Origin of the sequence: Alteromonas gracilis (assembly GCF_036870955.2) — a bacterium.
Classification (GTDB): domain Bacteria; phylum Pseudomonadota; class Gammaproteobacteria; order Enterobacterales; family Alteromonadaceae; genus Alteromonas; species Alteromonas gracilis_A.
In genome coordinates, this window is the sequence record NZ_CP145482.2 from 1,574,651 (window position 1) to 1,598,614 (window position 23,964).

The window sequence follows — 23,964 nt, forward strand, 5'->3', positions numbered from 1 at the left end:
CGTTTATTTGTTAGGTCAACGCCAACGTTAAAATGCTTCGTGCTGGTCGTCAATAATTTATTGTTATTAAGTGTAAAACAACTTGTGATACAAAGAGTTATAAACTTTTGTAACACTCATATTTCATAGGGGTTATCTATACCCAACTGCGCGAGGATAGCAATTTCTTTGCTCTCCATTTCTTGTGCTTCGGCATCTTCCATGTGGTCATAACCCAATAAATGCAACACCCCGTGCACCGTCATGTGAGCATAATGGTCACGCACTTGCTTGCCCTGTTCCTTCGCTTCGCGGCTAATAACAGGCGCACAAATTACGAGATCTCCTAGTAAGTTCATTTCAATACCGGGAGGCGCTTCAAAGGGAAATGACAGAACATTTGTGGGCTTGTCTTTCCCTCTATACTCACTATTTAAACTTTGGCTTTCGTCTTCGTTGGTAAAGCGAACAGTGACTTCTTGATCGCTAATTCCTTCGTGAGATAGCACCGCATTTGCCCATGCTTCAACTTCAGCAGGCAAAGGAATTGCGTCTGCAATGTCCTGTTCGCCTTCGAACGCTTGTTGGTAATCTACAATCGCGCTCACGATGGTTTATCGTCTTTCTTAATTGTGTTGGCACTTTCAGCAGCGGGTTGTGCAGAAGCTTCTCGCGCGGCGTCACCTTCAGTCTGTTCGCGTTGTGCAAGCAATGCTTGTTCCTTGCGTTCTCTACGAAGGCGCTCTTGTTCAGCATCATGTATTTCATACGCACGTACAATACGCGCAACTACAGGGTGACGCACAACGTCTTCAGCTTTAAAGAAATTAAATGAAATGTCGTCTACGTCGCTAAGTACTTCAATTACGTGGCGAAGGCCAGACTTCACTCCACGAGGTAAGTCAACCTGCGTAATATCACCTGTGATCACAGCCTTAGAGTTAAAGCCAATACGGGTCAGGAACATTTTCATCTGTTCAACCGTGGTATTTTGGCTCTCATCCAAGATGATGAAGGCATCATTAAGTGTACGACCACGCATGTAAGCTAGCGGTGCAACTTCAATTACGTTGCGTTCCATTAGCTTTTCAACTTTTTCGAAACCGAGCATTTCAAAGAGAGCGTCGTAAAGTGGGCGTAAGTAGGGGTCAACTTTTTGCGACAAATCCCCAGGTAAAAAGCCGAGCTTTTCGTAAGCCTCTACCGCAGGGCGCGTCAGCAAAATACGTCGAATTTCTTGTCGCTCAAGTGCGTCAACGGCTGCTGCTACGGCGAGATAAGTCTTACCTGTACCAGCAGGTCCAATACCAAATGTAATGTCGTGATTGACTATGTTGGCCACATATTGTGCTTGGTTTGGATTGCGCGGCTTAATCACACCGCGCTTTGTCTTGATGTTCACTTCTTTGCCATACCCGCCACTCGCATCTTTTTCGATGACACGGGCCTCTTGTATAGCAAGGTGTACCTGTTCGGCTTCAAGCTCGGGAACACGGCCTTTAATTGGCTGTGTTTCAATATAAAGAAGCTTGAGAAGTTCAGTAGCACTTTTTATTTGCTGCGGTTCGCCCAATACTTTGAACGCGTTGTTGCGGTAAGTGATTTCAACACCAAGCCTGCGTTCTATTTGTTTGATGTTGTCATCAAAGGGGCCACATAAACTCGACAAACGTTTGGTATCTGCTTAGGTTCTAAATCAAATTCATTACTTACCAATGTACTCAAGCTACTTTATTCCTCGCTTTACTTATTTTGTGATTTTAGGCTGGGTTAAACTGACCCACGCCCAAGTCGTCTGGCAGATCTGCCTGATGCTTTGCCATAATAGATTGGGGCGAAACTGCTACACGCAAGCCCATCTCGTTTTCTCTGCGCACAACTTCACCACGCAACGAATTTGTAAACACATCTGTGATGTTTACGTCAACGAACTCACCAATCATGTCAGGTGTACCTTCGAAATTCACTACGCGGTTGTTTTCAGTACGCCCAGACAGTTCCATTGGGTTTTTCTTCGATGGACCTTCAACCAAAATGCGCTGTTCAGTGCCAACCATATGGCGAGCAATGCGCAATGCTTGTTGCGTAATGCGCTGTTGAAGCAGGTGTAGTCGCTGCTTCTTGGTCTCTTCACTTACATCATCAACGGCGTCGGCCGCAGGCGTACCTGGGCGAGCGCTGTAGATAAAGCTAAAGCTCAAGTCATAGTCAACGGCTTGAATAAGATCCATTGTGGCTTCAAAATCAGCATCTGTTTCACCTGGGAAGCCGATAATAAAGTCACTCGACAAACTGATGTTTGGACGAATTTTTTCAATTTGCGCATCTTTGACTTGTACTCAAGTGCCGTATGGCCACGCTTCATCAGGTTCAATATGCGGTCTGAACCACTTTGAATGGGAAGATGTAAGTGGTCGACAAGCTCAGGAATAGAGGCATAGGCGTCAATAATGTCGTCTGTAAATTCCACAGGGTGAGATGTGGTGTAGCGAATACGGTCAATACCGTCGATAGCCGCAACCAACTCAAGCAATTCAGAGAAGCGGCAGATAGTGCCGTCGTAATGCTCGCCCCTAAATGCGTTCACGTTCTGGCCTAGTAGGTTCACTTCACGAACCCCTTGACCTGCTAGCTGAGCAATCTCAAGTAATACGTCATCTACCGGACGGCTTACTTCTTCGCCTCGAGTATAGGGTACAACGCAGAACGTACAATACTTCGAGCAACCTTCCATAATTGAAACAAACGCTGTTGGGCCTTCAGCGCGAGGCTCTGGCAAGCGGTCGAATTTTTCAATCTCGGGGAAGCTTACGTCAATAACCGACTTCGCGCCGCCTTGCAATTCATTGATCATTTCTGGCAGGCGGTGCAGCGTTTGTGGACCGAAAACCAAATCAACAAACGGCGCGCGTTGGCGAATAGTGTCGCCTTCCTGTGAGGCTACACATCCACCCACACCAATAATGAGTTCTGGCTTGTCTTGCTTAAGCGTTTTCCAGCGTCCAAGCTGGTGAAACACTTTTTCCTGCGCTTTCTCGCGAATAGAGCAAGTGTTAAGCAAAATTACGTCGGCTTCCTCAGCGCTTTCTGCAGCACTGTAGCCATGTGTTGAGTCAAGTAAGTCTGCCATTTTTTCTGAGTCATACTCGTTCATTTGGCAGCCCCAGGTTTTGATATACAGCTTTTTAGTCATAACAACTATTCGTTAACCTGATTGAGTTCCAAGTAAGTGGCGGCACAGTATTTGATAGCTTACGCCGATTATCGCGCAGCGCTTATTACCGGAAGATGTTCAAAATAGCCGCATATTTTACCTGTAATACACTCATATTCCCAGTGTATTGCGATGATTCATTGATATTTGATCTGAGGCAACCCTATTCCACGTTTTACTTCACACGGCGCAAGGTTTTGCGACATAATGCAAGTGCGTGATTTAAGGAGTGTAAATGGTCGATTTTTGTATCAACGGCGGCGGTATGGTAGGCGCAGCATTAGCATTAGGTCTTGCCCAACAGCAATACAATGTTGTGGTGATAGAACCGTTTTTGCCAAAACCGTTTCACGAAAATGATGGTCCAGACCTTCGTGTCTCGGCAATAAGTGATGCGTCAGTTACCTTATTGAAGGCACTAGGTGCATGGCCGCACATCGAAACAATGCGGGTTAAGCCCTACGTGGGATTGAGCGTATGGGAAGACCCTCAGCATCGTACCGATTTTACCGCAGACAGTATTGCGGTTTCGCAGTTGGGCTTTTTTGTTGAAAACAGGTTGTTGCAGCTTGGGTGTTTGGAAGCGTTAAAGCACTACGACAATGTTAAGGTGATTTCTGGCACTCGCGTGGATAGCATATCGTTAGGCAGTAGTGCACATGTACAGTTAGCTGACGGTAGTGACGTAAAAGCAAAGTGGTTAGTTGGTGCTGATGGCGCGAATTCTCAAGTCCGGCAAGCGGCAGGTATTGGCAGCACAGGGTGGCAATACGCGCAGCAAGCGATGGGTATTACCATACAAACGGAGAAAGCCGTTGAAGCCATAACGTGGCAGCAATTTACGCCTAGCGGACCAAAAGCCTTTTTGCCTATGTATGACAATTATGCCTCATTGGTGTGGTACAACAATACCGATGAGCTTAAGCGACTTAAAGGGTTAAACAATACGCAGTTGGAGCAGGAAATCGTTCATGCGTTTCCTGAGGAGTTAAACCAAAATGGCAATAGGTTTTCAGTTGTTGATAAAGCAATATTTCCTTTAACTCGCTCACATGCGCATCACTACGTTAAAGGTTGTTGCGTCATTTTAGGTGACGCTGCACATACTATTAACCCTCTTGCTGGACAGGGCGTTAATCTAGGATTCAAGGACGTAGAAGCTTTTCTATCGGTTACGTCAAAACAGACTTCGTTGGCGTCTGAGGACTTTAAAACGGCATTGAAACAAGATTTCGAAAAGCCGCGACGTCGTGATAATGCCATTATGATGACGGCCATGGATGGGTTCTATACCTTGTTTAGTAATCGTATTGCCCCCATTAAATGGATAAGAAATCAGCTTCTTTCTACTGCACAACGCATTGAGCCTGCAAAGAAAGAAGTGCTTAAATATGCGATAGGGATGCGATAATGGAAGTACTTATTTTACTGGCCGTGTTGTTTGGTGCTCTGGCACTCATAGTGCCGCTTATTGAACGTTCTAAAATGCGTATAAGTAATGAAGACGCCTCAAAATGGGCGAAGTGGATTTGGCCATTGATGATCATTTTGATTGTTGCGCAATTGCTTAGGCTGGCATTTTCATAATGGTCAGCCAGGCGATTTCCATTCGCCGTTGAAGCCTGGTAATGACATCATTTCCGTGTTTAAGAGTCTAACACGCCAACCGCTAAGGTTTGTACGACAGCACTATCTTGTCTTCTTTTGATAGTGCTTTCAGTTCATCAAGTGTCGTGGGAAGCGGCAAAATACTGCTGTCACTAATATCAAGGGAGCCTACCCACTGATTGCGACCAGCAGCCTTGGCTGCATAGAGACAATGGTCGGCGACATTGAAAATAGTAGACATATTGCTCTCTTTTACAGCACCTTTTGAGAAGGGAAAGCAGGTAAATCCAACACTACAGGTTACGGTGTATTTTTCTTTGTCGTTAAGTAAAAACGGCGTATTTTGTATATCATCGACAATGCGTTTAGCCAGCAAATCAGCATTTTCTCTACTGATAAAGCGCGCTAAAGCAACAAACTCTTCACCACCCCAACGCACGACATAATCAGATTCACGAAAAATAGCCTTTAAACGATTTGCCGTTTGCTGGAGCACACTATCGCCTGAAGCATGGCCAAAATTATCATTGATGTGTTTAAAGTAATCTAAATCGATGACAAAAAGGCATAAATCGGATTCTTTTAGCTCATTCGCATTTTGCGCCTGTCGGTGTTTCCGTACAACGCTGGCGATGTCTGCATCGATATGGCTCTCAATAAATCGTCTGTTTTTTAACTCAGTTAGCTTGTCGGTGAGGCTTAACGCTGACAACTCTTCATTCACCCGCTCCAACTGAACAGTTCGCGCTCTCACCTCACGTTCAAGATTTTTTGTGTATTTTGATTGAGCTCGGCGAGCGTAAATTAAAAAGCCAATTAACAATAGAAATACAAAACCAAACAACGCGTTTCTTCGTTGCTCACGCTCATTGTCTGATTGAATTTCTTGAAGTGCTTTGTGTTGCTCTAGCAACTCAATTTGGTTGGCGCGCCTTACAAACTCAGTTTGCGCTTGTGTCGATGCAATAGCATCAAGCCTGTTTTGGTCAAAAAGTAATTCATCAAGTTGTTTTTGATGCTTAAGCGCTTCGAATGCACCTGCTATGTCGTCAATACTCTCTAACGCCTGAACTTTGAGTGCAAGTAGTTGCGATACTTTATGGCGCTCGTTCATATCTTTAGAAAGCGTAATTGCATCGTCTATAACCGCCAGCGCGTCCTCATAGCGTTCCTTTTCAAGTTGAATATCGATAAGGGTTTGATAAGCATCTAATAGTAAACTCTTATACCCATTTTTTTTAGTTCTTGGGATGATATCCGTTATCATGGCTTCAGCTTTAGACAATCGCCCTTGTTGAAATGCTAAATCAGCCAAGTTTAGTGAGTGCCCAATCAATATCTCGCTTAGCGCCAATTTCCACAAAAAGTGCGTGTGCGCGCTGCATATACTTTTCAGCAATAGCGTAGTTGCCTATGCTCATATTGACGTAGCCTACTTTGTAGCAGCTATAAGCGATATTTTTTCTGTTGCCGCTTGCTTCATCAATGACAAGCGCCTGCTCAAAGTAATCGAGTGCTAGGGCATAATCACCAAGCAGTCGGCGAATATCTGCTAGGTTGTACAGGTCAGAAGCTATGCCTGTTGCATCACTAAGTTCATAATGAACTTCGAGCGATTGTTGGTGATAGTGCGCGGCATCATTAAATTGCCCCATCTTTTCGAGTACGACACCAATACCACCGTGAATTGAGGCGTTATCGCTTTTAGTTCCTTTAGTTTGGAAAATAGCGAGGGCTTTATAAAGGTACTCAAGTGCCGTTGGGTAATCGGATTGATAGCGATAGACAGCGCCAATTTCGCGATATGTTCTGGCTATCGACAGTTCGTCGCCTAGCGCTTGATAAACTGTATTGGCTTGAGAAAAATACTGGTGGGCATTAGGATATTCATTGCGCTCCATCGCATTGCGACCCAGTTCATAAAGCGTATCTGCTCTTAGTGCGGCATCATTTTTTTCGATAGAAAACCGTAGAAGTGTTTTCGCTTTTTCTTCTGCTTTCGCTAGGTCTCCAGCATTGCGCAAGCTAACAATGTCGTCGATGGGTGACGCTGACGCAACCATCGAGCCAATCATCCAAAAACACACAAAAATGAGGGGGCGTAGAAACAACGTTATTCCATCAATAAAAACTAATTGGATTAAGTATAAGGCGAATGGAATGACTTAACTACTTTTTGCGCTGACTTTATATTGAAGAGCTCAAGGTGAAGTAGCAAGAGCAAGCATGTCTTTAAAGGGCTGCCACTCACTCACACGCAAATAGACATTGTTTTTACTATATACTCCGTATCGGAGCGTTTTCCTTTTTTAATCAGTGTAGCCGTTAGCTATGCTGCGTGTTGCAGGGGCTCTTCTACAGCGTGAGGTGGCACTCTATGGTTAGATGCTAGTTTTTCATAAAGTAGTGGCAGCACAATGAGCGTGAAAAATGTACCTATCAGCATGCCCGCAACAAGAATAATACCAATGCTATTTCTTGCCTCAGCGCCTGCACCGCTTACCAACACCAGTGGGAAATGCCCTAGCACGGTTGCGCCTGTTGTCATAAGAATAGGGCGTAGACGCGTTGCTGCCGCTTCTTTTACCGCCTCTAGTTTGTTTTTGCCTGAAAGCTGAAGCTGGTTGGCAAATTCAACAATCAAAATCCCGTTTTTTGCAATCAAACCAATTAATGTAACCAGTCCAATTTGGCTGTATATATTAATGGTGGTGAGGGATACAAAGGGAAGCATAAGTGCACCCGCAAGCGCGAGTGGTGCGCACCCAAGAAGCACGACAAGCGGATCTCTAAAGCTATTAAACTGAATGGTTAACAGAAAGTAGACAATGATCAAAGCAACACCGAGTACGCCTAGCATGGTGTTACCTTCTTTACGCAGCTGTCTTGATTCACCTGCATAATCCACAGAGTAGGTTGCGGGTAACACGTCACCTGCAATTGCCTCAATTGTGCTTAGCCCTTGCTCTTTCGTGATATGGGGCAAAACACCCGCTAAGATCCTAAATGAACTTTGCTGGTTAAACGAGCCAAGCACTCGTGGGCTGGTAAACGTATCAAGCGTGGCAAACGATGACACCGGAACTAAGTCGCCCGAATCGGTGCGAATTTTCATATCTAAGACTGCTTCGGGGTTGTAACGGCTGTCATCATTCACAATAGGTATCACGCGATAGGCTTTACCTTCTTTATTGAAATAGTTAACAAAGTTAGTCGACATCAACACGCTAAGCTGATTGTTCACCTCTTGTACCGTTAGTCCCAAATCGGCCAGCTGTGCTTTGTTAATATTTAGCTCAGCTTGAGGTAAGTCTATCTTTAAGTCTGTATTCACAAACATATAGTTGCCAGAAGCATTCGCTTTTTGAATGATTTCGTCGGCATACTTTTTCATCGTTACTGGATCATCTGTGGTACGAAAAACCACTTCTACGTCAAATTGCCCAGCGGTGGGTAATGAAGCAGGTAGCACAGGAAATAGGGTAAGTCCTGTAACACTGCCAAGACGCGCGTAAAGGTCGTAAATCATATCGTGGACCGATTGATCGCGTTTTTCAAACGGAACAAGTTCTACACCACCAAATCCCGCAGAGGAGGTCAGTATTTGCCAAGTAAATTTCGCACCTTCAGATGCATTGAGTACTGCAACCGTGTCGTTCATTTTTTCAGACGTATAGGCTTGAGAAGACTCTGGAGGCGCTTCTACGACAACGTTAATTGAGCTCTGGTCTTCGGTTGGAGCCAGCTCTTTTTGAGAAAATAGGTAAAAAGGTACGCTCAAAAGCGAGAATACAACGGCGATAACGGCAATTTGTGCGCGCCACTCAAAACAACGGGCAAGCCCCCGTTGATAGGTAAGCTGTAGCTTGTCAAAATAGCGGTTTACGCGGCGGGTGAAAGGGCCTTCCTTACCGCCCTCTGGGTTCACATAGGCACTCATAATAGGCGACAGTGTGACCGCAACAACGCCGGATATAAGCACTGCTATTGCAAGAGTGAATGCAAACTCTCTAAAAAGAAAACCTGTAAGCCCTTTTAGAAAACCAATAGGGGCGTACACAGCCGCCAACGTCAGCGTCATGGCGATAACCAAGCACCAGGAGTTGCCTTGAGCTAATAAGCGCCGCCTTTAGGCGTGGCTTGCCTTCTCGCATATGTCTTGCAACGTTTTCTACCACTACGATGGCGTCATCGACTACCAGTCCCACAGACAAAACAATGGCCAAAATGGTAAGAAGATTAAGTGAAAATCCGATCACAGATATTACGGCAATGGCACCTAAAACAGAGATCGGGATAGTGACTAGGGGCACAAGAGCGGTGCGAAAAGACCCCATCATCAGTAAGATAACAATGCCAACTAACAGAACGGTTTCTATGAGCGTAGTGAAAATTTCTTTGATGGAGTCTCGCATGTAAAGGGTACCATCGTATCCAGTGGTGATGTGCATCCCTTCCGGTAGCGTTGCATTTACTGCGTCCAGTTTCTCGTATAACGCGTCGCCAATATCAATCTCATTGGCGCCGGGTAATGCCCATACAGCTAAAAAGACGGTGGTTCTGTCATCTAAGCGGGCAGTGACAATGCCTTCTGCTTCTCCCAATGTGATATCTGCAACGTCGGCTAGCGTTAACTGACTGCCAGCATCGTCGCGAATAATCAATTGCTCAAAATCAGCCACTGTGGCAAGGTTAGTATTTGCCATTAGGTCAATGCGCTGGCGATTGTTTTCGCTGTACCCCAGCGTCGCTATGGTATTGTTTGACTGCAGTGCGCTAAACACATCAGTGGCGCTTAATCCGTAGACAGCAAGCTTTTTGGGGTCAAGTAAAATGCGCATTGCAGGGTTACGTCCGCCTTCTAGCGTAACTTTTTGCACCCCATTTATATCGTTCAGTACAGGTACTACATTGCGGATGAGATAATCGCTCACTTCACTGCGCGTATCATTTTTCGCCTCAACGTCGAGATAAAACACTGCGTAGGGGCTATCGGCCCTGACAATATCAATGGCCGGGTCTTCAGCACCTGTGGGGAGCTCAAATTTTATTTGATTCAGCTTTGTCGTCAAATCTGCCAGGGCGTCGGTTGTATCGTGATTTAGTTCTAACCATGCCGTCACTTTGCTCAATCCAGCCGTAGTGACTGAATCGACATAATCAACACCGGGTACGGTTGATGTCACCCGCTCGATAGGCTCAGTAACATAACCCTTAACGACTTCTGCAGACGCGCCAGTATAAACGGTATTAATGACAAGAGATGCACTCTTGATTTTTGGGTACTGCTGCACCGAGATATTGTTTGCAGCATTCAGGCCTGCGAGCAAAATCAAAACTGAAAGTACAATCGCGAGCACGGGCCTGGTTACAAAAGCATCCATAATCGATGGCTTGTTATCATTAGGCATACTCATGACTACTCTCCATTTTCGCGAGATACGCTAGGGCTTTGCGTATACACGAGTAAACCTTCAGAAAGCTTAAACGCGCCTTCAGTCGCGATAAGCTCGTCACCCTGTAAGCCACTTTTAATAACTTGATTGTCTTTTTCTCGTTTGCCTAACGTGACTTTAATTGGATGCGCACGCCAATTGTCTTGGTCATCGCGTTTTAACTCATAAACGTAATCGCCAGTATGGTCGCGATAAATAGCATTGGTAGGCACAATGATTTGAGCGCTATTTGGGCCGTCAACGGTTACTCCAACCATTTGATTTGGGCTAATAAGGCCTTCTTTATTTGATAATGAAGCGCGATACCTTATTTGTCGTGAGGTACTTTCAACAAGTGGGTTGCGAGCGATTATAGTTGCTGTTAATGCTTTAGAGGACTGTCCAATTAATGTAACTCCGATGCTATCGCCAATGGTAGGTTTGCAACGCTGTCTGTGGCAAGGCAAAATCAATCCAGATTTCGTCATTGGTTCCGACTATCTGCGTTACTAACGTGTTGGCATCTAGCATTTGACCTGTTTGATAATCTTCTAAGCCTACTGTGCCATTAAAAGGCGCTATCAAGGTCTTCTTTTGAATAACCGATGACAGATTTTCCACTTCTGCTGCGGCGACCGACATCTCTGCTTGCGCTATATCAACTTCATTTTGACTAGTACGCTGCTGTTTAACGAGTGTTACCTGCCTTTCATATTGTGCCTCAGCAAGTTTTAAACGCGCTTTTGCCGCATTAAGGTTTGCCTTCTCTATTGCGATATCTTGACGCAACAAAACTTGACCTGCGGTTACGGTATCGCCAGGTGCAAAGCCAACGTAAGTTATGGGACCCGCATACTCCGTTGTTAACGGAAGCAGTTTAACGGCCTTAGCCTCACCAATAACTTCAATGCGATTGGGCAATTGTGTGGTTTCTACCACGGTACTTTTGACACTACCTGAAGGCTCGGGAAAGGACTCGCCAAAAGCAATAGCAGCTTGAATTTGTTGAAATTTCACGAAGCCTAGCGATGCAATGACAACAAAGATAAGTGCAATACTAATAACCCAGCGTTTAATATTCATGGTAATGGTCTCAATTAGCGAAAGTGTAGTTCGGTGAGCAACGACACGATGCGCGCTAGCGCCTGCTGTGTCAGCGGATTACGCCATGGGTAACTGTTTATAAGTCTTACCATGCTGCGGATAAGTGGGTCAGTCACATCAAGTGGTGCCAAGATTGAAGCTGTGCCCTCAATGATTTGGCGTGACTGCTGTACGCGCAACACCTGCTCGTAGCCAACGTTCATAGCCCAACCGCTGACCGTTATTTCTTCAATAAACTCGTCGACATTGACCACTTCACTAAATTCGTCAGCGGTGATACCGCTCGATAATCTTGCTTTAAATGTTGCCTCGCAGTGGGCTCCAGCTTCTATCATTTGTTGCGTCCAACGCGGCGATGCTTTGCGTATGACCGCGCCATTGGTTGCAAAAGACTCAAGTTCGTTTGCAAACGGAAAGCACTGCAGCTTTTGTGGAGACAAAAGGCAAATGGCAATCACTTTCTCAGGCGTTGTTAGTGCCAAGCTAAGTACACGCTCGAAAATAGACGATATATGAGAAAAAGATTGGTGCGCAAGCGCCATAACAATGTCTTCTTTACATTGAAAGTGCTTATAAACAGAGCCCATAGAAAGCTCTGCCTTTGACGCGACCTTGGCCATAGTAAAGCTAGTAACTGAAGAATCTAAAATACATTTTATTGCAGCATCTAGAATTCTTACTTGCTCTTCTTCATGGCTGTACTTAGGGGCTGGAGGCATACAATATCCCAAAAATAGTTTTTTGAATCTTATTCGAATGTTATTCGAATGAGATTCGTAAAGTATAGAGCATCTTTTTATAAAGTCACTTAAATTTTAATTTAATGTGCTGATAAGGTATGTAAACGCGGTCGGTTTAGAGAGCAAATACACTTTCAAGTGATGCTGGAAGTAATTAGGAAATTCCTAGCAGGTTTCAAATTTTATTTTTCTTAGTGCAAAGCTGGAGCACAAATTGCTATGCATACTGCTAAGTGGCAGTACGTTTAACATTGAAAAAATAATGAATATTTCATCATCACTAAGCTTATTAGATTACCTCAACAACCCTGAAAAAGGGCGAACCTTTTTAGAAAGTCAGACCTCTCGTGCGCTAGGTTCAGGCTGGCCTGCAGGAAGAGATTTCGCAGTTTTCTTCACATATTGATACTTCTGACATAGATGCACTCATTGAAAAAATGGAACGAGGAGAGTCTTCTCTTTCGTTGTCAACGTTGACCAATATGCGCGACTATTATGCACAGAAAATAAACAAAGAGATGCAAACTCTTGCCGCTCGTTTCAATGTCAGTTTGCCCGTTGAGTTAAATGTAACAGACAGTGAGTGGAGTGCTGAACCATCTGATGCAAATGATGAGCGTTCTAGGCTAGATTCCTATCTCTCAAAGGATCAACGTTTGAGTAACATGCTGTCCCAATTTATGCGCGTTTCAGATACGGTAGAAGTGAGCAAATCGAGAGAATTCGCTAATCAGCTAAAAGCTGAATCAACAGACGATGAAACAATTGTGAACTACTTACAGGGCGTTAAAAACGCCGTATCCAATAACTCTTCGTTGAGAATTGCAAACGAAGGAATTCAATCAACAACATATGACGTGGCAAGCACTGCATTTAAAGAAGCTACGTCTGACTAAACAGCATAGACAGTAGCAAGCATGAAAATTGAAATGACGACTCTAAAATGATGAGTTTCCTACCTTCTGCTGAGCGTTTGGTGGAAACTCATCAAATGTGAATAGCGGCAATTGTCTATCGGATTAGGTTTTATCGAATATACCAAAGCTGAGTGCTGGAAGCATGATTGTCGTGCCGTCTGTCGTTGTTTCTACGACAGCTTCTCCAAATTGTAAGGTATATCCATCGTATATGGCATCTAAGGTTACCGTTTGCGCTTTGTTCGATAGGTTAAACGCAACAAAAAGCGGTGGTTTGTGCTCACTTCCTGAGCGTGTAAATGAAAATATCTGTTTTTCATCATCCACATAAGCCGTCTTCATTTCACCGAATTGAAGTCGTGGATGTTGGCGTCTAACTTCGGCGTAAGATGCGATAGCGGTATACAAAGGGTGTCCACTGTTAAAGTTGTCCTTTGCCGTTGTTGCGTCTGAACCTAACAATGTGTTGTCGTTGTAGCTGTCAACTGCCGACGGCATCATGTCTTCTCTAGCATCGACATCGTAGCCATCCCCTGTAAAACCTTGTTCGTCGCCATAGTAGACTACTGGCACGCCGCGCGAAAAGAACATAAATGCATGGGCAAGTATGCTTCGCTTTAATTTTTCAGCGCGTGTTTTATTGGGAAGCGAGGTATTGATGAAATATCCCGGCCTGCCCATATCGTGGTTACCTAAGAAGGTCAGTAGTTGATTAACATGACTGTCATCGTCATTGTAAAAATGGTCTTGCTTAAATAACGCGGTTAGTTTGTTTACGTTGTCGCTATCGAAAAAGACATGGCGTACCGCGTCCTGAAAGCCAAAGTCTAACACTGAGGGGAGTTTACCTTCAGTGGTATATCGGCTAAGCGCAGCGGGAGAAGGGTCATATACTTCACCAAAGATATGAAAGTTGGGAATACCTTGTTGTTGAGCGTGTGCCAAGATGGCAGGCGAGAAAGTCTGCCAGAATGGGAGCTGCACATGCCGTACAGTATCTATTCGAAAGCCGTCTGGTTTAAATTCAGTGATAAGGTTTTTATAGATATCAACCATACCTGACACCACAAATGGGTCTTCTGTATTGATATCATCAAGTCCATTAAAGTCGCCAAAAAGACTGTTCTCGCCCTCAAACGTCGTGTCTCCTTGATTGTGGTAGTAGGCTGGGTCATTTAACCATTCTGGCGATTTGGCACTAGACTCGCTATTAAGTACAAATGGCGAGTATGTGCCATTTTGCGCTACGTTTTTGAGCGTGCGATAGGCGCAACGGGTTAGGCCTTCGCGGTGTATACCCGCACTGTCGTGACATTCCTCGTATTTTATAACATCGGCTGTATGGTTGGTTATGATGTCAAAGAACACCTTGATATTACGTTGATGCGCTGCACGTATAAATTGCTTCAACGATTGATTGCTGCCAAAGTGTGGGTCAATTTCTGTGAAATCTACTATCCAGTAACCGTGATGAGCGACGCCATCTCCTTGAATGGCTTTATTTCTGAGTATAGGCGTCATCCAAATAGCGGTAATTCCAAGGTCTTCCAAATAAGATAGTTTTTGCTGTATCCCAACAATGTCACCCCCGTGAAAGGCCCATTTGGACGTTGGGTCATAACCGCCGTGAGAAATAGAGCCTGCAGGGGCACCTGCATCATTGGTGGTGTCACCATTATGAAATCTATCAGGCATCACAAAGTAGAAAATGTCTTCTTCAATGCTTCGCTGCAGATATGGTGTTGAGGTTGACGGTGTTTTTATTGTGTTATTGACGACAGTCGTACGTTGACTGCCATTAGTATTGAGTAGCACTTGCCAAGCGCCAATGCATGCGGCAAAGCCAGCAAAGGCAATAACATAAAAAGTTGTACGGCTTTTCACGACTCAGTTCTCCCTGCGTGATGACAAAACGTATTCAATAGAGCGTTGAGCTAATTTTTCATCTTCAAACTCATCCATTCCGCTAATGCCAAGCCCTCCGATAACCAGCGATTTAGCATCTGCTATCGGTACGCCTCCAGCCATGCCGGTAATGCGCGCATCGGTCCAGAAATTAATCGTTTTATTCGTGCTCAAGGCCCACTTGGCGAGGTCACTTGTTTTTTGCCGATCACGCGCGGCAGTGTAGGCTTTGTTTTGGGCCAGCAAGCAAGTTTGCGGGCTACTCGCGTCCATTCGATTAAACGCAATTAGTTCACCTGCAGCGTCGACCACGGCTACCGCAATCGTTTTTTCATTGGTAGTTGCCCAATTGATGGCATAGTTAATTAACGACTGCGCATCATTGAGTGAGAGTGTTGAAATCATGGCAGCTCAGCTTCTCTTGCTAGGACGTAAAGCGAATACCAGTCTTCGCGAGACATCTGAATGGTTGTTGATTGCGCTGCACCTTTAATACGAGATGGGTTGGCAGAGCCCACAATGGGCTGAAGCTGGGGGTTAAATCGCATCAGCCAAGCAAGGACAACAGCGTCAGCTGAGACGCCGTATTTTTCAGAAAGCACGCTTACAAAGTGCTTGGTTTTCTGTTGCTTTGTCGAAAGCGAAGATGGCGCGCCTGAGAATTTTCCTTGGCTTGCGCTTCCCCATGATTGCATTTGAATACCATGCTGTTTGGCGTACTCAAGTGTGCCGGGTGTGAAGTTTACAGAAGCACCCTCAGGGTTACCTACTAACACACCTTCTTCTATGAATTGTAAATTGGTGAGACTCATCTCTATTTGATTAATAATAAGCGGTCTGTCTGAGTAGTGCTGTAAGTGATTAAGTTGATGCGCGTTCATATTCGATACACCAAAGTGTTTGACCTTTCCGCTGGTGTGGAGTATGTCTATCGCTAGTGCTATTTCACTGGCATCCATTAATGGGTCTGGTCTATGAAGCAGTAATATATCTAGATAGTCAGTGTTTAACCGCTTAAGTGAATTTTCCACACTAGCAAGGATCCATGTCTTTGAAAGATCGTAGCGCTTAGGCCCGTTGTCGTCTTCAAACCTGATCCCACATTTTGATTGGATGACCATGTCGTCGCGAAGTGATGGTGTATTTGCCAAGACTTTTGAAAAGGCCTGTTCTGCCTTGCCCATTTTATAGATGTCGGCGTGATCAAATACAGTAATGCCAGCCTCGAGAGCAGTATTGACGGCTAATTCGGCGTGAAGTTGCTCTTCATTTGATAGTGGTGACAAATCCCATTGACCACCAATTGCCATACAGCCATACACTAATTGACTGGCGTGTGGAAAATACTGCTGAATTGGAAGTGTTTGCATACGTTAACTCGTTGTTGGTTTCTGTATGCAGTTTATCTTTCATTGTTGGTTGTATCAGCGCGCTTAAGTGAAATCATTATGTGGTATAGTGAATAATGTTTTTTGATATAGACAGTTATTTGGTGTCACGTACAATGAAACAACATAAGAAACTAGAACGTTTGATTTTGTTTAATGCTGTTGCCGAAACATTAAATTATGGTGTTGCAGCGGAGCGCCTTGATATTTCAAGAGGATATTTGTCTGAACAAATAAAAGCGTTAGAGAGCGCACTGGGCACTAAACTATTGCAACGTTCTACCAGACATGTGCATCTCACGTCTGAAGGCCAGAGAGTGTATGCGGATACTCAAAAGATAGTTCGATCGCTTGTGTCCATCGAGCAAAACTTAATAAAGGAGCAAAGTCAGTTAAAAGGCAAAATCTCATTGACTGCACCAAACCTCTTTGCGCATTTTGTGCTTGGTGAATGCTGTTATGCGTTTATACAAAACAACCCTGAAGTATTGATGCATATTGATACTAGTTATCAACGTCACGATTTGAATAAAGGGCATTTTGATATTGCTTTTCGCGCTACCAGTAACCCGCCACAAGACATGGTGGCGAAGCCTCTATTTAACTACTCTCACGTTATCGTAGCATCGCCTGACTATAGACGTAGCAAAGGCGTGGTAAACGAAATAAACGACTTTACGAATCACGCGTGCTTTATGGGACCAGATCAAGAAAGTTGGACACTCAATAAAAAGCGCGTGCCCGTTTCTGGCGCACTTAAATTGAATGATAACTTATCGCTAATTGAACACGTGCTAAAGGGGAGGGGCGTTTGTCGGTTACCAACGTACGCGGCTGCGAAATATATAAAAGAAGGAGCGCTTGAAGTCATTTTTAAAGAAGAACAGCCTGCGCGCCATACACTCTACATCATTCATCCTCAACGATTACACCAGTCGATGCGCATGAGAGCATTTATCGATACGCTCGCTTCGCTTGACGTTGACGGCTGCGAGAATTTGTTTTCCCACTAGGTTGGCCAGTTGTGCTTCAAATCCAGTAGTACTTTGTCAATCATCTTACGGATGCTGTTGGCGTCATCGTGCATTAGTGCGAACGTGCGTAAACCCACAAATTGGTTCTGTAGCCAATCTGCTGCAAGTTGCTTAGGCGTTGTGTCGGGCAACTCGTTCTTATCAATTGCGGCACTAACAATATGTTCAAAACACGTGTTTAATTTCTGCATACCGTCAATTACCGATTGTTTTGCCACGGTACCTATTTGGTCAAGCTCGGTCATTGATTTGATAAGCAAACATTGTCGCATAAAACGCTGATCGTTTGGGTGCATAAGTGCTTCTTCAAAAAAAGCCCCTAGCGCTTTAAGTGGAGATTCCGCTTCAATGACATGTGTCAATCGCTGCTGACTATTGTCGGCATATTTATCGACGACCAATTTAAACAGCCCCTCTTTGCTTTGAAATCGAGCATAGATGCTGCCAGGTCTCATGTCTAAGGCTTGCTGAATATCACGCATCCCCGCACCTTGAAAGCCTCGCTGCCAAAAAAGGGCAGTGGCTTTATCTATTACTTTGTCGCGATCATATTTCATTGGCGTATACCTTATGCACGAATGTTTTGAACACTTGTTCAATTATGTCTTGAACGATCGTTCAAGTAAACCTATTATGATATCAAGCTAGCTTGAGAGAGGTAGCACGACTTTACAATTTTGTAGATTTTTAATTCGTCTTGCAGTTTTTTGTTCACACCCATAGGAGAGTGACATGAGCGATTTTACGTTACACACCAAAGAAACAGCCCCTGAGGCAGCAAAGCCTCTATTAGATAATTCACAAAAAGCGTTTGGCATGATCCCAAACCTACACGCAGTGATGGCTGAGGCGCCTAGCTTACTTGAAGGTTATCAAGTGCTACATAAATTAGCGCAAGACACATCATTCAATGCCGAGGAACTGACCGTAGTATGGCAAACCGTAAACGTGGAGCATGCCTGCCATTATTGCGTTCCAGCACATACGGGAATTGCAAAAAGCATGAACGTACGTGATGACCTAATCGAAGAACTACGCAATGACGAAGTATTGTCAGATGAGAAATTAAATACGCTTAAAAACACCGTGCTCGCTGTAACACGTGGAAGAGGCCACATTGAAGATGCGCAATTGGATGCATTCTACGCTGCTGGATATTCGCACCAACAGTTGCTAGAAATTATTCTTATTCTGGCGCAGAAAGTAATGAGTAATTACACCAACCACGTTGCTCATACTCCGCTTGATGAACCATTCAAAAAGTTTGATTGGTCGCCGAAGTAAGCTCGCAATTATTGCTATAAAAAACGGAAGCTTAGGCTTCCGTTTTTTATGTGTTTCTCTTTGACGAAGCGGATGCGACTTGTTGCAGTACCCACGATTTAGCTTCTGCCACATCATCGAAAAATGCCACGTTGTCGTAAACCTGTTGATAAATACTGCCAATATGATTTTTAGCGAAAGTGGGGGAGTCACATAAACCGATGACTAGCGCTGACGCAACGCGCCCATTTTTGATGTCGTGTTTGACAAGGTCGATAAGACGGCCTTCAGCATCAGGGACATGAATGGGTTCGCCATAAACAACCATAACCACCGCCCACGGCTGGCCATAAAGATCTCGTAAAATATGCTCAGCAGCCTGCTCTGAACGCTTAACTGCCTCCAAATTCCACGGACCACGACCTTCAATAACCATGGTTCTGCCTTCACGGGTTACGGAAACTTCACCGTGAGGAACAAATTGTGTCACTACGTACTCCTTGGGTTTTTACTGCTGTACCCAATTCAGCTGAGAACGTAATTCATTAACAGTATCGACAGTCACCATATCTTCGTATCCCTTTTCTTGAAGCAAGGTTTTAAGGTCTTCACTGCTAGTGCAGTGAACGTGTTTCGCAATGGCGATAGCTTCAATAAAACAAGATAGGTGAGATGAAGAGTCGGAATTGATCATAAAAAACTTCTTTAACTGCTTATTAGGTTTTCACTTTGGCTAATCCAAAAGACAAATGCATTACATCAATATTACGTTTTTATGAATATCGGAAACAGTTTGAAAAATCAATACTTGATTTGTATATACATTAGCTATACTTTTTATATACAGGGTGAAGGGTTGTCAGCAGAGGTCTTTGATGTCTGAGAAAAATAACAAAAAGAAGAAAAAGAATAGTCAGATGATTATTCGTATTAACGACCAAGAGCGGGCCCAGTTTATTGAGCTGTGTGAAGAGCTTGATACGTCTGCGGCACGCGAGGTGAGACGCTTTATCCGAGAGTTTATTGCTAAACACAATGAACAAGAGTAACGATAAATTTAGAACAACGTAAAATAGAAGGAAGAGACAATGGCGAAAGTTAAAAAGCTAAAGAAAGAAATTAAAGTAGCGAAAGCAAAAATCTCTAAGCAAGAAAACAAGCTGAAAAAGCTTAAGAAGAAACTTAAAAAAGCGAAATAGAACATTATTTTGTATCGAAAAAAAGAGAGTGCAAATGCACTCTCTTTTTTTCGATGACGATGGCTAGCCCACCTTTTTGTTAGCTTACGCTAAGACTCGCGAAAAATTCCTTAGCCAAGTATGCTCAGTTAACACGGTTTGCTGACCTTTGGCGACGGCATCTTTGTATGCTGCATCGCTGACATTGGGCAAGGCACTATCAAAACTAAACACGCCTGCATTGGCAAATGCGGCTTCGGCAAAATGTGCATCATAGGACAAGACGCGGTGCCTGAGGAAAGTGAATACACCACGCGCTCATGCAGTCCTTGCTCAAATCCAGGAGATTGATGTAGTACAAAATTAGACTGAGACATCAACAATAGTAGTTCTGGAAAAGGAACACTTTCACTGTAGTGATGAAAATCGCATAGGGTCTGATAGCGAGCAACGTCACGTCCTATAACGGTGAGTTTATAGTCCCGCGTTGCGCAGTCGAGAAGGCACGTTTCACGCGCTTTAGCACGCAAATATTTGTCTACCACTGCCGCTATTCGCAAAATCATTTCATTCAGCTGTGTCCTTGCTGGCCCGGCTTCAGATGGCATAACGCCAATTCGCTGCAAAAAGTCGGTGACATTGCGGCTGGCCTCGATTACGGGCCCAAGTTTCTGCCAAACGGGTGCCAGTTCCTTCATGAAGACATGTTTATCAATAAATGAAACAGGAAATAAAATAGAAGTAGCTGCTTCCTGGTGACTGCTGCCTTTTTGCGGCATTGCCCAGTTTGAAGATACCGCGTGAGGGAAGTAGTGTGCTTCCACCCCACAGGCGCGTAAAAAGGTAACGTGTTCTTGTGCAACGCATAATAGTTTCACGGGGTGCCCGAAAAACCTGAGCATGAGATGCAGTGGATTGTCCACACAAAATACGAAAAGTGGTTTCTGCTTAGCATATTCCAGTGTATTCATCTCATCGGACAAGGGCCCTAAACCTACCGCATTAAAGCTCAATATCATGGCGTAATCATCAAGTTTGCCTATGCGAGTGAGGCCGTCTTTAATATTGGCTACATTTTCTACGTTGAGGAAATCAACATCGTAGCCAAGAACGGTGAGATCATGGGCAATGCCATCTAGAAAATGAGAAACAACCTGATATTGGTTTTGCCCGGTTAGCACTAATGCTTTCATTTATTACCCAACGTTAAGATTTTATTACAACTTTAGTATTGTATCTGCAAATTCATTTATGGTTAACTGCGGCTTGGCTGCTAGTTACTACTCTCTTCTAACAATAATAAGTCTATTCAGACACGTCTAGCACAAAGCATATTCCATCGACAGAAAGTTAAAGACCCTTGGTTTGGCTTTTTTACGCGTAAAGCTCTAAGTGTTTTCGCTAAAACCAAGCTTTTCAGGCACACACGCGCTCGTGCGCTGGTGCAAATGAACACTCAACATTCAGGAACATCACAATGCAACAGGCAAAATTCAACGCTTCTGTTTTCAAGTTTTCCTTAATTGCTAGTGCAATGGCGGGAATGCCGTTTTCTTCTTCTGTTTTTGCTCAAGAGCAAGCTAGTCTAGACGAACAAGATGTTGAACAAATTCAAATTGTTGGTTCTCGTCGCGTCGGGCGCACTGTTAATGATTCCCCGGTACCTATCGATATCATTGATGCGTCCTCAATAGAGGCAACGGGTCTTACTGAAACAAACATGATCCTTAACACCTTGCTGCCTAGTTTTAACTTTCCTCAACCGTCTATAACCGATGGTACGGACCACGTGCGACCAGCCCAACTTAGAGGGCTTGCGCCTGATCACACGCTCGTACTGGTAAACGGAAAACGCAGACATACGTCGGCGCTACTCAACCTAAACGGCTCTGTTGGACGCGGCTCTTCTGCGGTTGACCTTAACGCTATTCCAGCCAATGCAATAAAACGCATTGAAGTATTGCGTGACGGCGCGGCGGCACAATATGGCTCAGACGCCATAGCTGGCGTTATCAATATTGTCTTAAAAGATACCAGTGAAGGCGGCGATGTTTCAGTAACTTATGGTGCAAACGTGACTACCATGGACGGCGTGCCAAGCCTAAACGGAGTTAGCGTCGGTGCTGACGGCAATCTTGCGTTTGATACAGGTGCCGACCGTGAGTTAACTGACGGACAGACACTTACGCTACGCGGTAATATGGGGCTAGAGTGGGGCGATGACGGCTACGTTAATGTCTCTGCTGAATATAGAGACCGCGGTCAAGCTAATAGGGCAGACTTTGACCCGCGAGAAAATTATGCTCGAGACGAAAACGGCGCTATCGACCAGCGCGAGTTAACCATAAACCGATATAGCCACGTTTTCGGTAACGGTGAAGTTGAAGACTACGCATTGTTTATCAATGCGGGCAAATCGGTGTCAAACAGCACCGAGCTCTATGCAACTGCCGGGTTCAGTTCACGCGATTCATTGGGCGGCGGCTTTTACCGCCGCGCAAGAGATAGTCGCAATGTGATTTCTATTTACCCTGATGGTTTCCTACCAAGCATTCAAACTGATATCACCGACATGTCTCTTATTGCTTGGTATAAAAGGCTATGGCGATGTATGGAACTACGATTTATCTGTCACTCATGGTGGCAACGAGCTTGAGTATAGCGTGGTCAACAGTTTGAACACGTCATTGGGCCCAACTAGCCCGACACGTTTCGATGCAGGCACACTGGAGTACACGACAACGTTGGTAAATGCTGATGCCTCAAGACTGGTTGATACTGGCCTATTTTTTGGCGAAATGAATTTTGCAATGGGCGCTGAATATCGTCGAGAAAGCTACGAAATTACGGCTGGCGAAGAAAGCTCATACATACGCGGTACGTTTGGCCCAGGCGGCGCGGTAACTGACCCTGTAAATGGCCCTTTTGGTGCCGCGGGTGCACAGGTGTTCCCAGGGTTCACACCAGCGTCGGCAGGCGATAATAGCCGCCACAATTATAGTGCATATGTAGATCTTGAAGCCGATGTTGTAGAAAATTGGAATGTCGCTGTTGCTGTGCGCTATGAAGACTACTCTGATTTTGGCAGTACCTTTAACTGGAAAATGTCACATCGCGTAACAATTACCGATGCGCTAGCGCTACGTGCCTCGGTATCGACAGGCTTTAGAGCACCTTCACTACAGCAGCAATACTTTACGTCTATTGCGACGGTATTTGTTGATGCCGTTCCCACAGAAACAGGCACCTTTGCGCCATCCAGCGATGTTGCTCAAGCATTGGGAAGCCCTGGACTAGATGCGGAAGAGTCAGATAACTTCAGCGCAGGTTTTACTTATTCTCCTACCGCAGACTTTAACCTAACGGTTGATTTCTATCGCATTGATATTGACGATCGAATTGTACTGTCAAACAACCTTTCTGGTGATGCCATCGAAGCATTGTTGGCGGGTACTGGTGCTAACCGTGCTCGCTTCTTCCTAAACGCAATTAATTCGCGTACTGAAGGGGTAGACATTGTTTCAACGTATACGCTAAACACATCAGACTATGGTGCATTTAACTTTAATGCAGGTGTTAACTTCAATGATAACGAGGTGACCGATATCCTTGAAGCGCCAGAGGTGTTAAGAGGGGCTGGGTTTGACCAAAGCAACCTGTTTAATGATGTCGAACTGCGTCGCTTTGAGACAGCTTCGCCCGAAAGCAAAGTTAATTTGGGCGTAACCTGGTCATATGATCGCTATAACGCTACCTTGCGCACAACCCGTTATGGTGAAGTAGAAGACCCAAGCTCTATTGAAGCACGCAACGAGATTATTCCTTCTGAGTGGATCACGGATCTTGACGTTCGAGTGGCTATCACGGATGGATTAAGCGTATCGGTTGGTGCAAACAATGTCTTTGATGTATATCCAAAAGCGACGCGAAATTCGGTCGATGAAGTGACAACCTTTTCAAACATTTTCCCTTACTCAGGTTTCTCCCCCTATGGTTTTACAGGGCGATTTGTTTACGGAAAAGTGAGCTACACTTTCTAATCAACACGAGCAATAAGCAAAAGGCCGATACCTTCTATCGGCCTTTTTCATTATGCGCTAGCGAAAGAGGGGACCATGAGCTCGGTAAGACGAGTTCGTGAAAATGCGACGGTTCTTGCGTTCATTGATCTCCTTGAATTTAAATGAATTAGCGTACAT

At 44.6% G+C, this 23,964-nt stretch carries 20 protein-coding genes and 4 pseudogenes; 8 read left to right on the top strand and 16 right to left on the bottom strand.

The features are described from left to right. Positions 1–116: 116 nt before the first annotated feature. From ybeY to miaB, 3 genes and pseudogenes are all read right to left on the bottom strand, one after another. Complete coding sequence (gene ybeY / locus V6N89_RS07585; RefSeq protein WP_338517028.1) at positions 117–587, bottom strand: rRNA maturation RNase YbeY; 471 nt, start codon at positions 585–587, stop codon at positions 117–119. Next, positions 584–1,704, bottom strand: a pseudogene (locus V6N89_RS07590) (PhoH family protein). Before V6N89_RS07590 ends, ybeY begins: the two are co-directional and overlap by 4 nt. A 35-nt stretch (positions 1,705–1,739) precedes the next feature. Beyond that, positions 1,740–3,172 (bottom strand): annotated as a pseudogene (gene miaB / locus V6N89_RS07595) (tRNA (N6-isopentenyl adenosine(37)-C2)-methylthiotransferase MiaB). 256 nt (positions 3,173–3,428) lie between these two features. Between miaB and V6N89_RS07600 the strand changes: the two are divergent. Beyond that, a complete protein-coding gene (locus V6N89_RS07600; protein ID WP_338517030.1) occupies positions 3,429–4,604 on the top strand; it encodes an FAD-dependent monooxygenase in 1,176 nt (391 codons plus the stop codon). After that, entirely contained in the window at positions 4,604–4,780 is a 177-nt protein-coding gene (locus V6N89_RS07605; RefSeq protein WP_338517031.1) for a hypothetical protein, read from the top strand. The genes V6N89_RS07600 and V6N89_RS07605 overlap by 1 nt, the downstream gene beginning before the upstream one ends. An 82-nt stretch (positions 4,781–4,862) precedes the next feature. Here V6N89_RS07605 and V6N89_RS07610 read toward each other — a convergent pair whose 3' ends face one another. The 6 genes and pseudogenes from V6N89_RS07610 to V6N89_RS07635 all read right to left on the bottom strand — a co-directional run bounded on the left by V6N89_RS07610 (position 4,863) and on the right by V6N89_RS07635 (position 12,059). Beyond that, positions 4,863–6,116 carry a GGDEF domain-containing protein gene (locus tag V6N89_RS07610; RefSeq protein ID WP_338517032.1) on the bottom strand — a complete coding sequence of 418 codons (1,254 nt, stop codon included), beginning with the start codon at positions 6,114–6,116 and terminating at the stop codon, positions 4,863–4,865. After that, on the bottom strand, positions 6,109–6,912 hold the full coding sequence (locus V6N89_RS07615; protein WP_346993609.1) for a tetratricopeptide repeat protein: 804 nt from the start codon (positions 6,910–6,912) through the stop codon (positions 6,109–6,111). The genes V6N89_RS07610 and V6N89_RS07615 overlap by 8 nt, the downstream gene beginning before the upstream one ends. 218 nt (positions 6,913–7,130) lie before the next feature. Then, positions 7,131–10,218 (bottom strand): annotated as a pseudogene (locus tag V6N89_RS07620) (efflux RND transporter permease subunit). 2 nt (positions 10,219–10,220) lie between these two features. After that, a complete protein-coding gene (locus tag V6N89_RS07625) occupies positions 10,221–10,724 on the bottom strand; it encodes an efflux RND transporter periplasmic adaptor subunit (RefSeq protein WP_346993610.1) in 504 nt (167 codons plus the stop codon). Continuing rightward, positions 10,660–11,319, bottom strand: a complete 660-nt coding sequence (locus V6N89_RS07630) for an efflux RND transporter periplasmic adaptor subunit (protein ID WP_346993611.1) — start codon at positions 11,317–11,319, stop codon at positions 10,660–10,662. Before V6N89_RS07630 ends, V6N89_RS07625 begins: the two co-directional genes overlap by 65 nt. Before the next feature lie 14 nt (positions 11,320–11,333). Next, positions 11,334–12,059 (bottom strand): TetR/AcrR family transcriptional regulator, encoded by a 726-nt coding sequence (locus V6N89_RS07635; protein WP_338517036.1) that lies wholly within the window; start codon positions 12,057–12,059, stop codon positions 11,334–11,336. A 283-nt stretch (positions 12,060–12,342) separates the two neighbouring features. Between V6N89_RS07635 and V6N89_RS07640 the strand changes: the two genes are divergently transcribed. Both V6N89_RS07640 and V6N89_RS07645 read left to right on the top strand, forming a co-directional pair. Then, positions 12,343–12,486, top strand: coding sequence for a hypothetical protein (locus V6N89_RS07640; protein WP_338517037.1), 144 nt, complete (start codon positions 12,343–12,345; stop codon positions 12,484–12,486). Between the two features lie 31 nt (positions 12,487–12,517). Beyond that, complete coding sequence (locus V6N89_RS07645) at positions 12,518–12,976, top strand: hypothetical protein (RefSeq protein ID WP_338517038.1); 459 nt, start codon at positions 12,518–12,520, stop codon at positions 12,974–12,976. A gap of 123 nt (positions 12,977–13,099) precedes the next feature. Here V6N89_RS07645 and V6N89_RS07650 read toward each other — a convergent pair whose 3' ends face one another. Genes V6N89_RS07650 through V6N89_RS07660 form a run of 3 tightly spaced genes read right to left on the bottom strand, consistent with a single transcriptional unit; the run spans position 13,100 to position 16,272 of the window. Then, complete coding sequence (locus V6N89_RS07650) at positions 13,100–14,881, bottom strand: alpha-amylase family glycosyl hydrolase (RefSeq protein WP_338517039.1); 1,782 nt, start codon at positions 14,879–14,881, stop codon at positions 13,100–13,102. A gap of 3 nt (positions 14,882–14,884) precedes the next feature. Continuing rightward, complete coding sequence (locus V6N89_RS07655; RefSeq protein WP_338517040.1) at positions 14,885–15,307, bottom strand: GlcG/HbpS family heme-binding protein; 423 nt, start codon at positions 15,305–15,307, stop codon at positions 14,885–14,887. Beyond that, complete coding sequence (locus V6N89_RS07660) at positions 15,304–16,272, bottom strand: aldo/keto reductase (RefSeq protein ID WP_338517041.1); 969 nt, start codon at positions 16,270–16,272, stop codon at positions 15,304–15,306. Before V6N89_RS07660 ends, V6N89_RS07655 begins: the two co-directional genes overlap by 4 nt. 134 nt (positions 16,273–16,406) lie before the next feature. On the opposite strand from V6N89_RS07660, the gene V6N89_RS07665 reads away from it, so the two are divergent. After that, positions 16,407–17,303, top strand: a complete 897-nt coding sequence (locus V6N89_RS07665) for a LysR family transcriptional regulator (RefSeq protein ID WP_338517042.1) — start codon at positions 16,407–16,409, stop codon at positions 17,301–17,303. On the opposite strand, the gene V6N89_RS07670 is transcribed toward V6N89_RS07665, so the two are convergent. Then, positions 17,300–17,881: a TetR/AcrR family transcriptional regulator gene (locus tag V6N89_RS07670; protein ID WP_338517043.1), complete on the bottom strand. Its 582-nt coding sequence runs from the start codon at positions 17,879–17,881 to the stop codon at positions 17,300–17,302. The genes V6N89_RS07665 and V6N89_RS07670 overlap by 4 nt on opposite strands. A 175-nt stretch (positions 17,882–18,056) precedes the next feature. On the opposite strand from V6N89_RS07670, the gene V6N89_RS07675 reads away from it, so the two are divergent. Further along, positions 18,057–18,608, top strand: coding sequence for a carboxymuconolactone decarboxylase family protein (locus tag V6N89_RS07675; RefSeq protein ID WP_338517044.1), 552 nt, complete (start codon positions 18,057–18,059; stop codon positions 18,606–18,608). A gap of 46 nt (positions 18,609–18,654) precedes the next feature. Here V6N89_RS07675 and V6N89_RS07680 read toward each other — a convergent pair whose 3' ends face one another. Together V6N89_RS07680 and V6N89_RS07685 are read right to left on the bottom strand one after the other, a co-directional pair. Then, on the bottom strand, positions 18,655–19,077 hold the full coding sequence (locus V6N89_RS07680) for a hypothetical protein (RefSeq protein WP_346993612.1): 423 nt from the start codon (positions 19,075–19,077) through the stop codon (positions 18,655–18,657). 18 nt (positions 19,078–19,095) lie between these two features. Next, a complete protein-coding gene (locus V6N89_RS07685; RefSeq protein ID WP_338517046.1) occupies positions 19,096–19,281 on the bottom strand; it encodes a hypothetical protein in 186 nt (61 codons plus the stop codon). A 181-nt stretch (positions 19,282–19,462) separates the two neighbouring features. Here V6N89_RS07685 and V6N89_RS07690 point away from each other — a divergent pair, with 181 nt between their 5' ends. Further along, complete coding sequence (locus V6N89_RS07690) at positions 19,463–19,636, top strand: hypothetical protein (RefSeq protein WP_338517047.1); 174 nt, start codon at positions 19,463–19,465, stop codon at positions 19,634–19,636. A 278-nt stretch (positions 19,637–19,914) separates the two neighbouring features. Here the strand turns inward: V6N89_RS07690 and V6N89_RS07695 are convergent, their stop codons facing one another. Then, positions 19,915–20,958, bottom strand: a complete 1,044-nt coding sequence (locus V6N89_RS07695; protein WP_346993613.1) for a hypothetical protein — start codon at positions 20,956–20,958, stop codon at positions 19,915–19,917. 284 nt (positions 20,959–21,242) lie between these two features. On the opposite strand from V6N89_RS07695, the pseudogene V6N89_RS07700 reads away from it, so the two are divergent. Continuing rightward, positions 21,243–23,805: pseudogene (locus V6N89_RS07700) on the top strand (TonB-dependent receptor plug domain-containing protein). Positions 23,806–23,964: the final 159 nt, after the last annotated feature.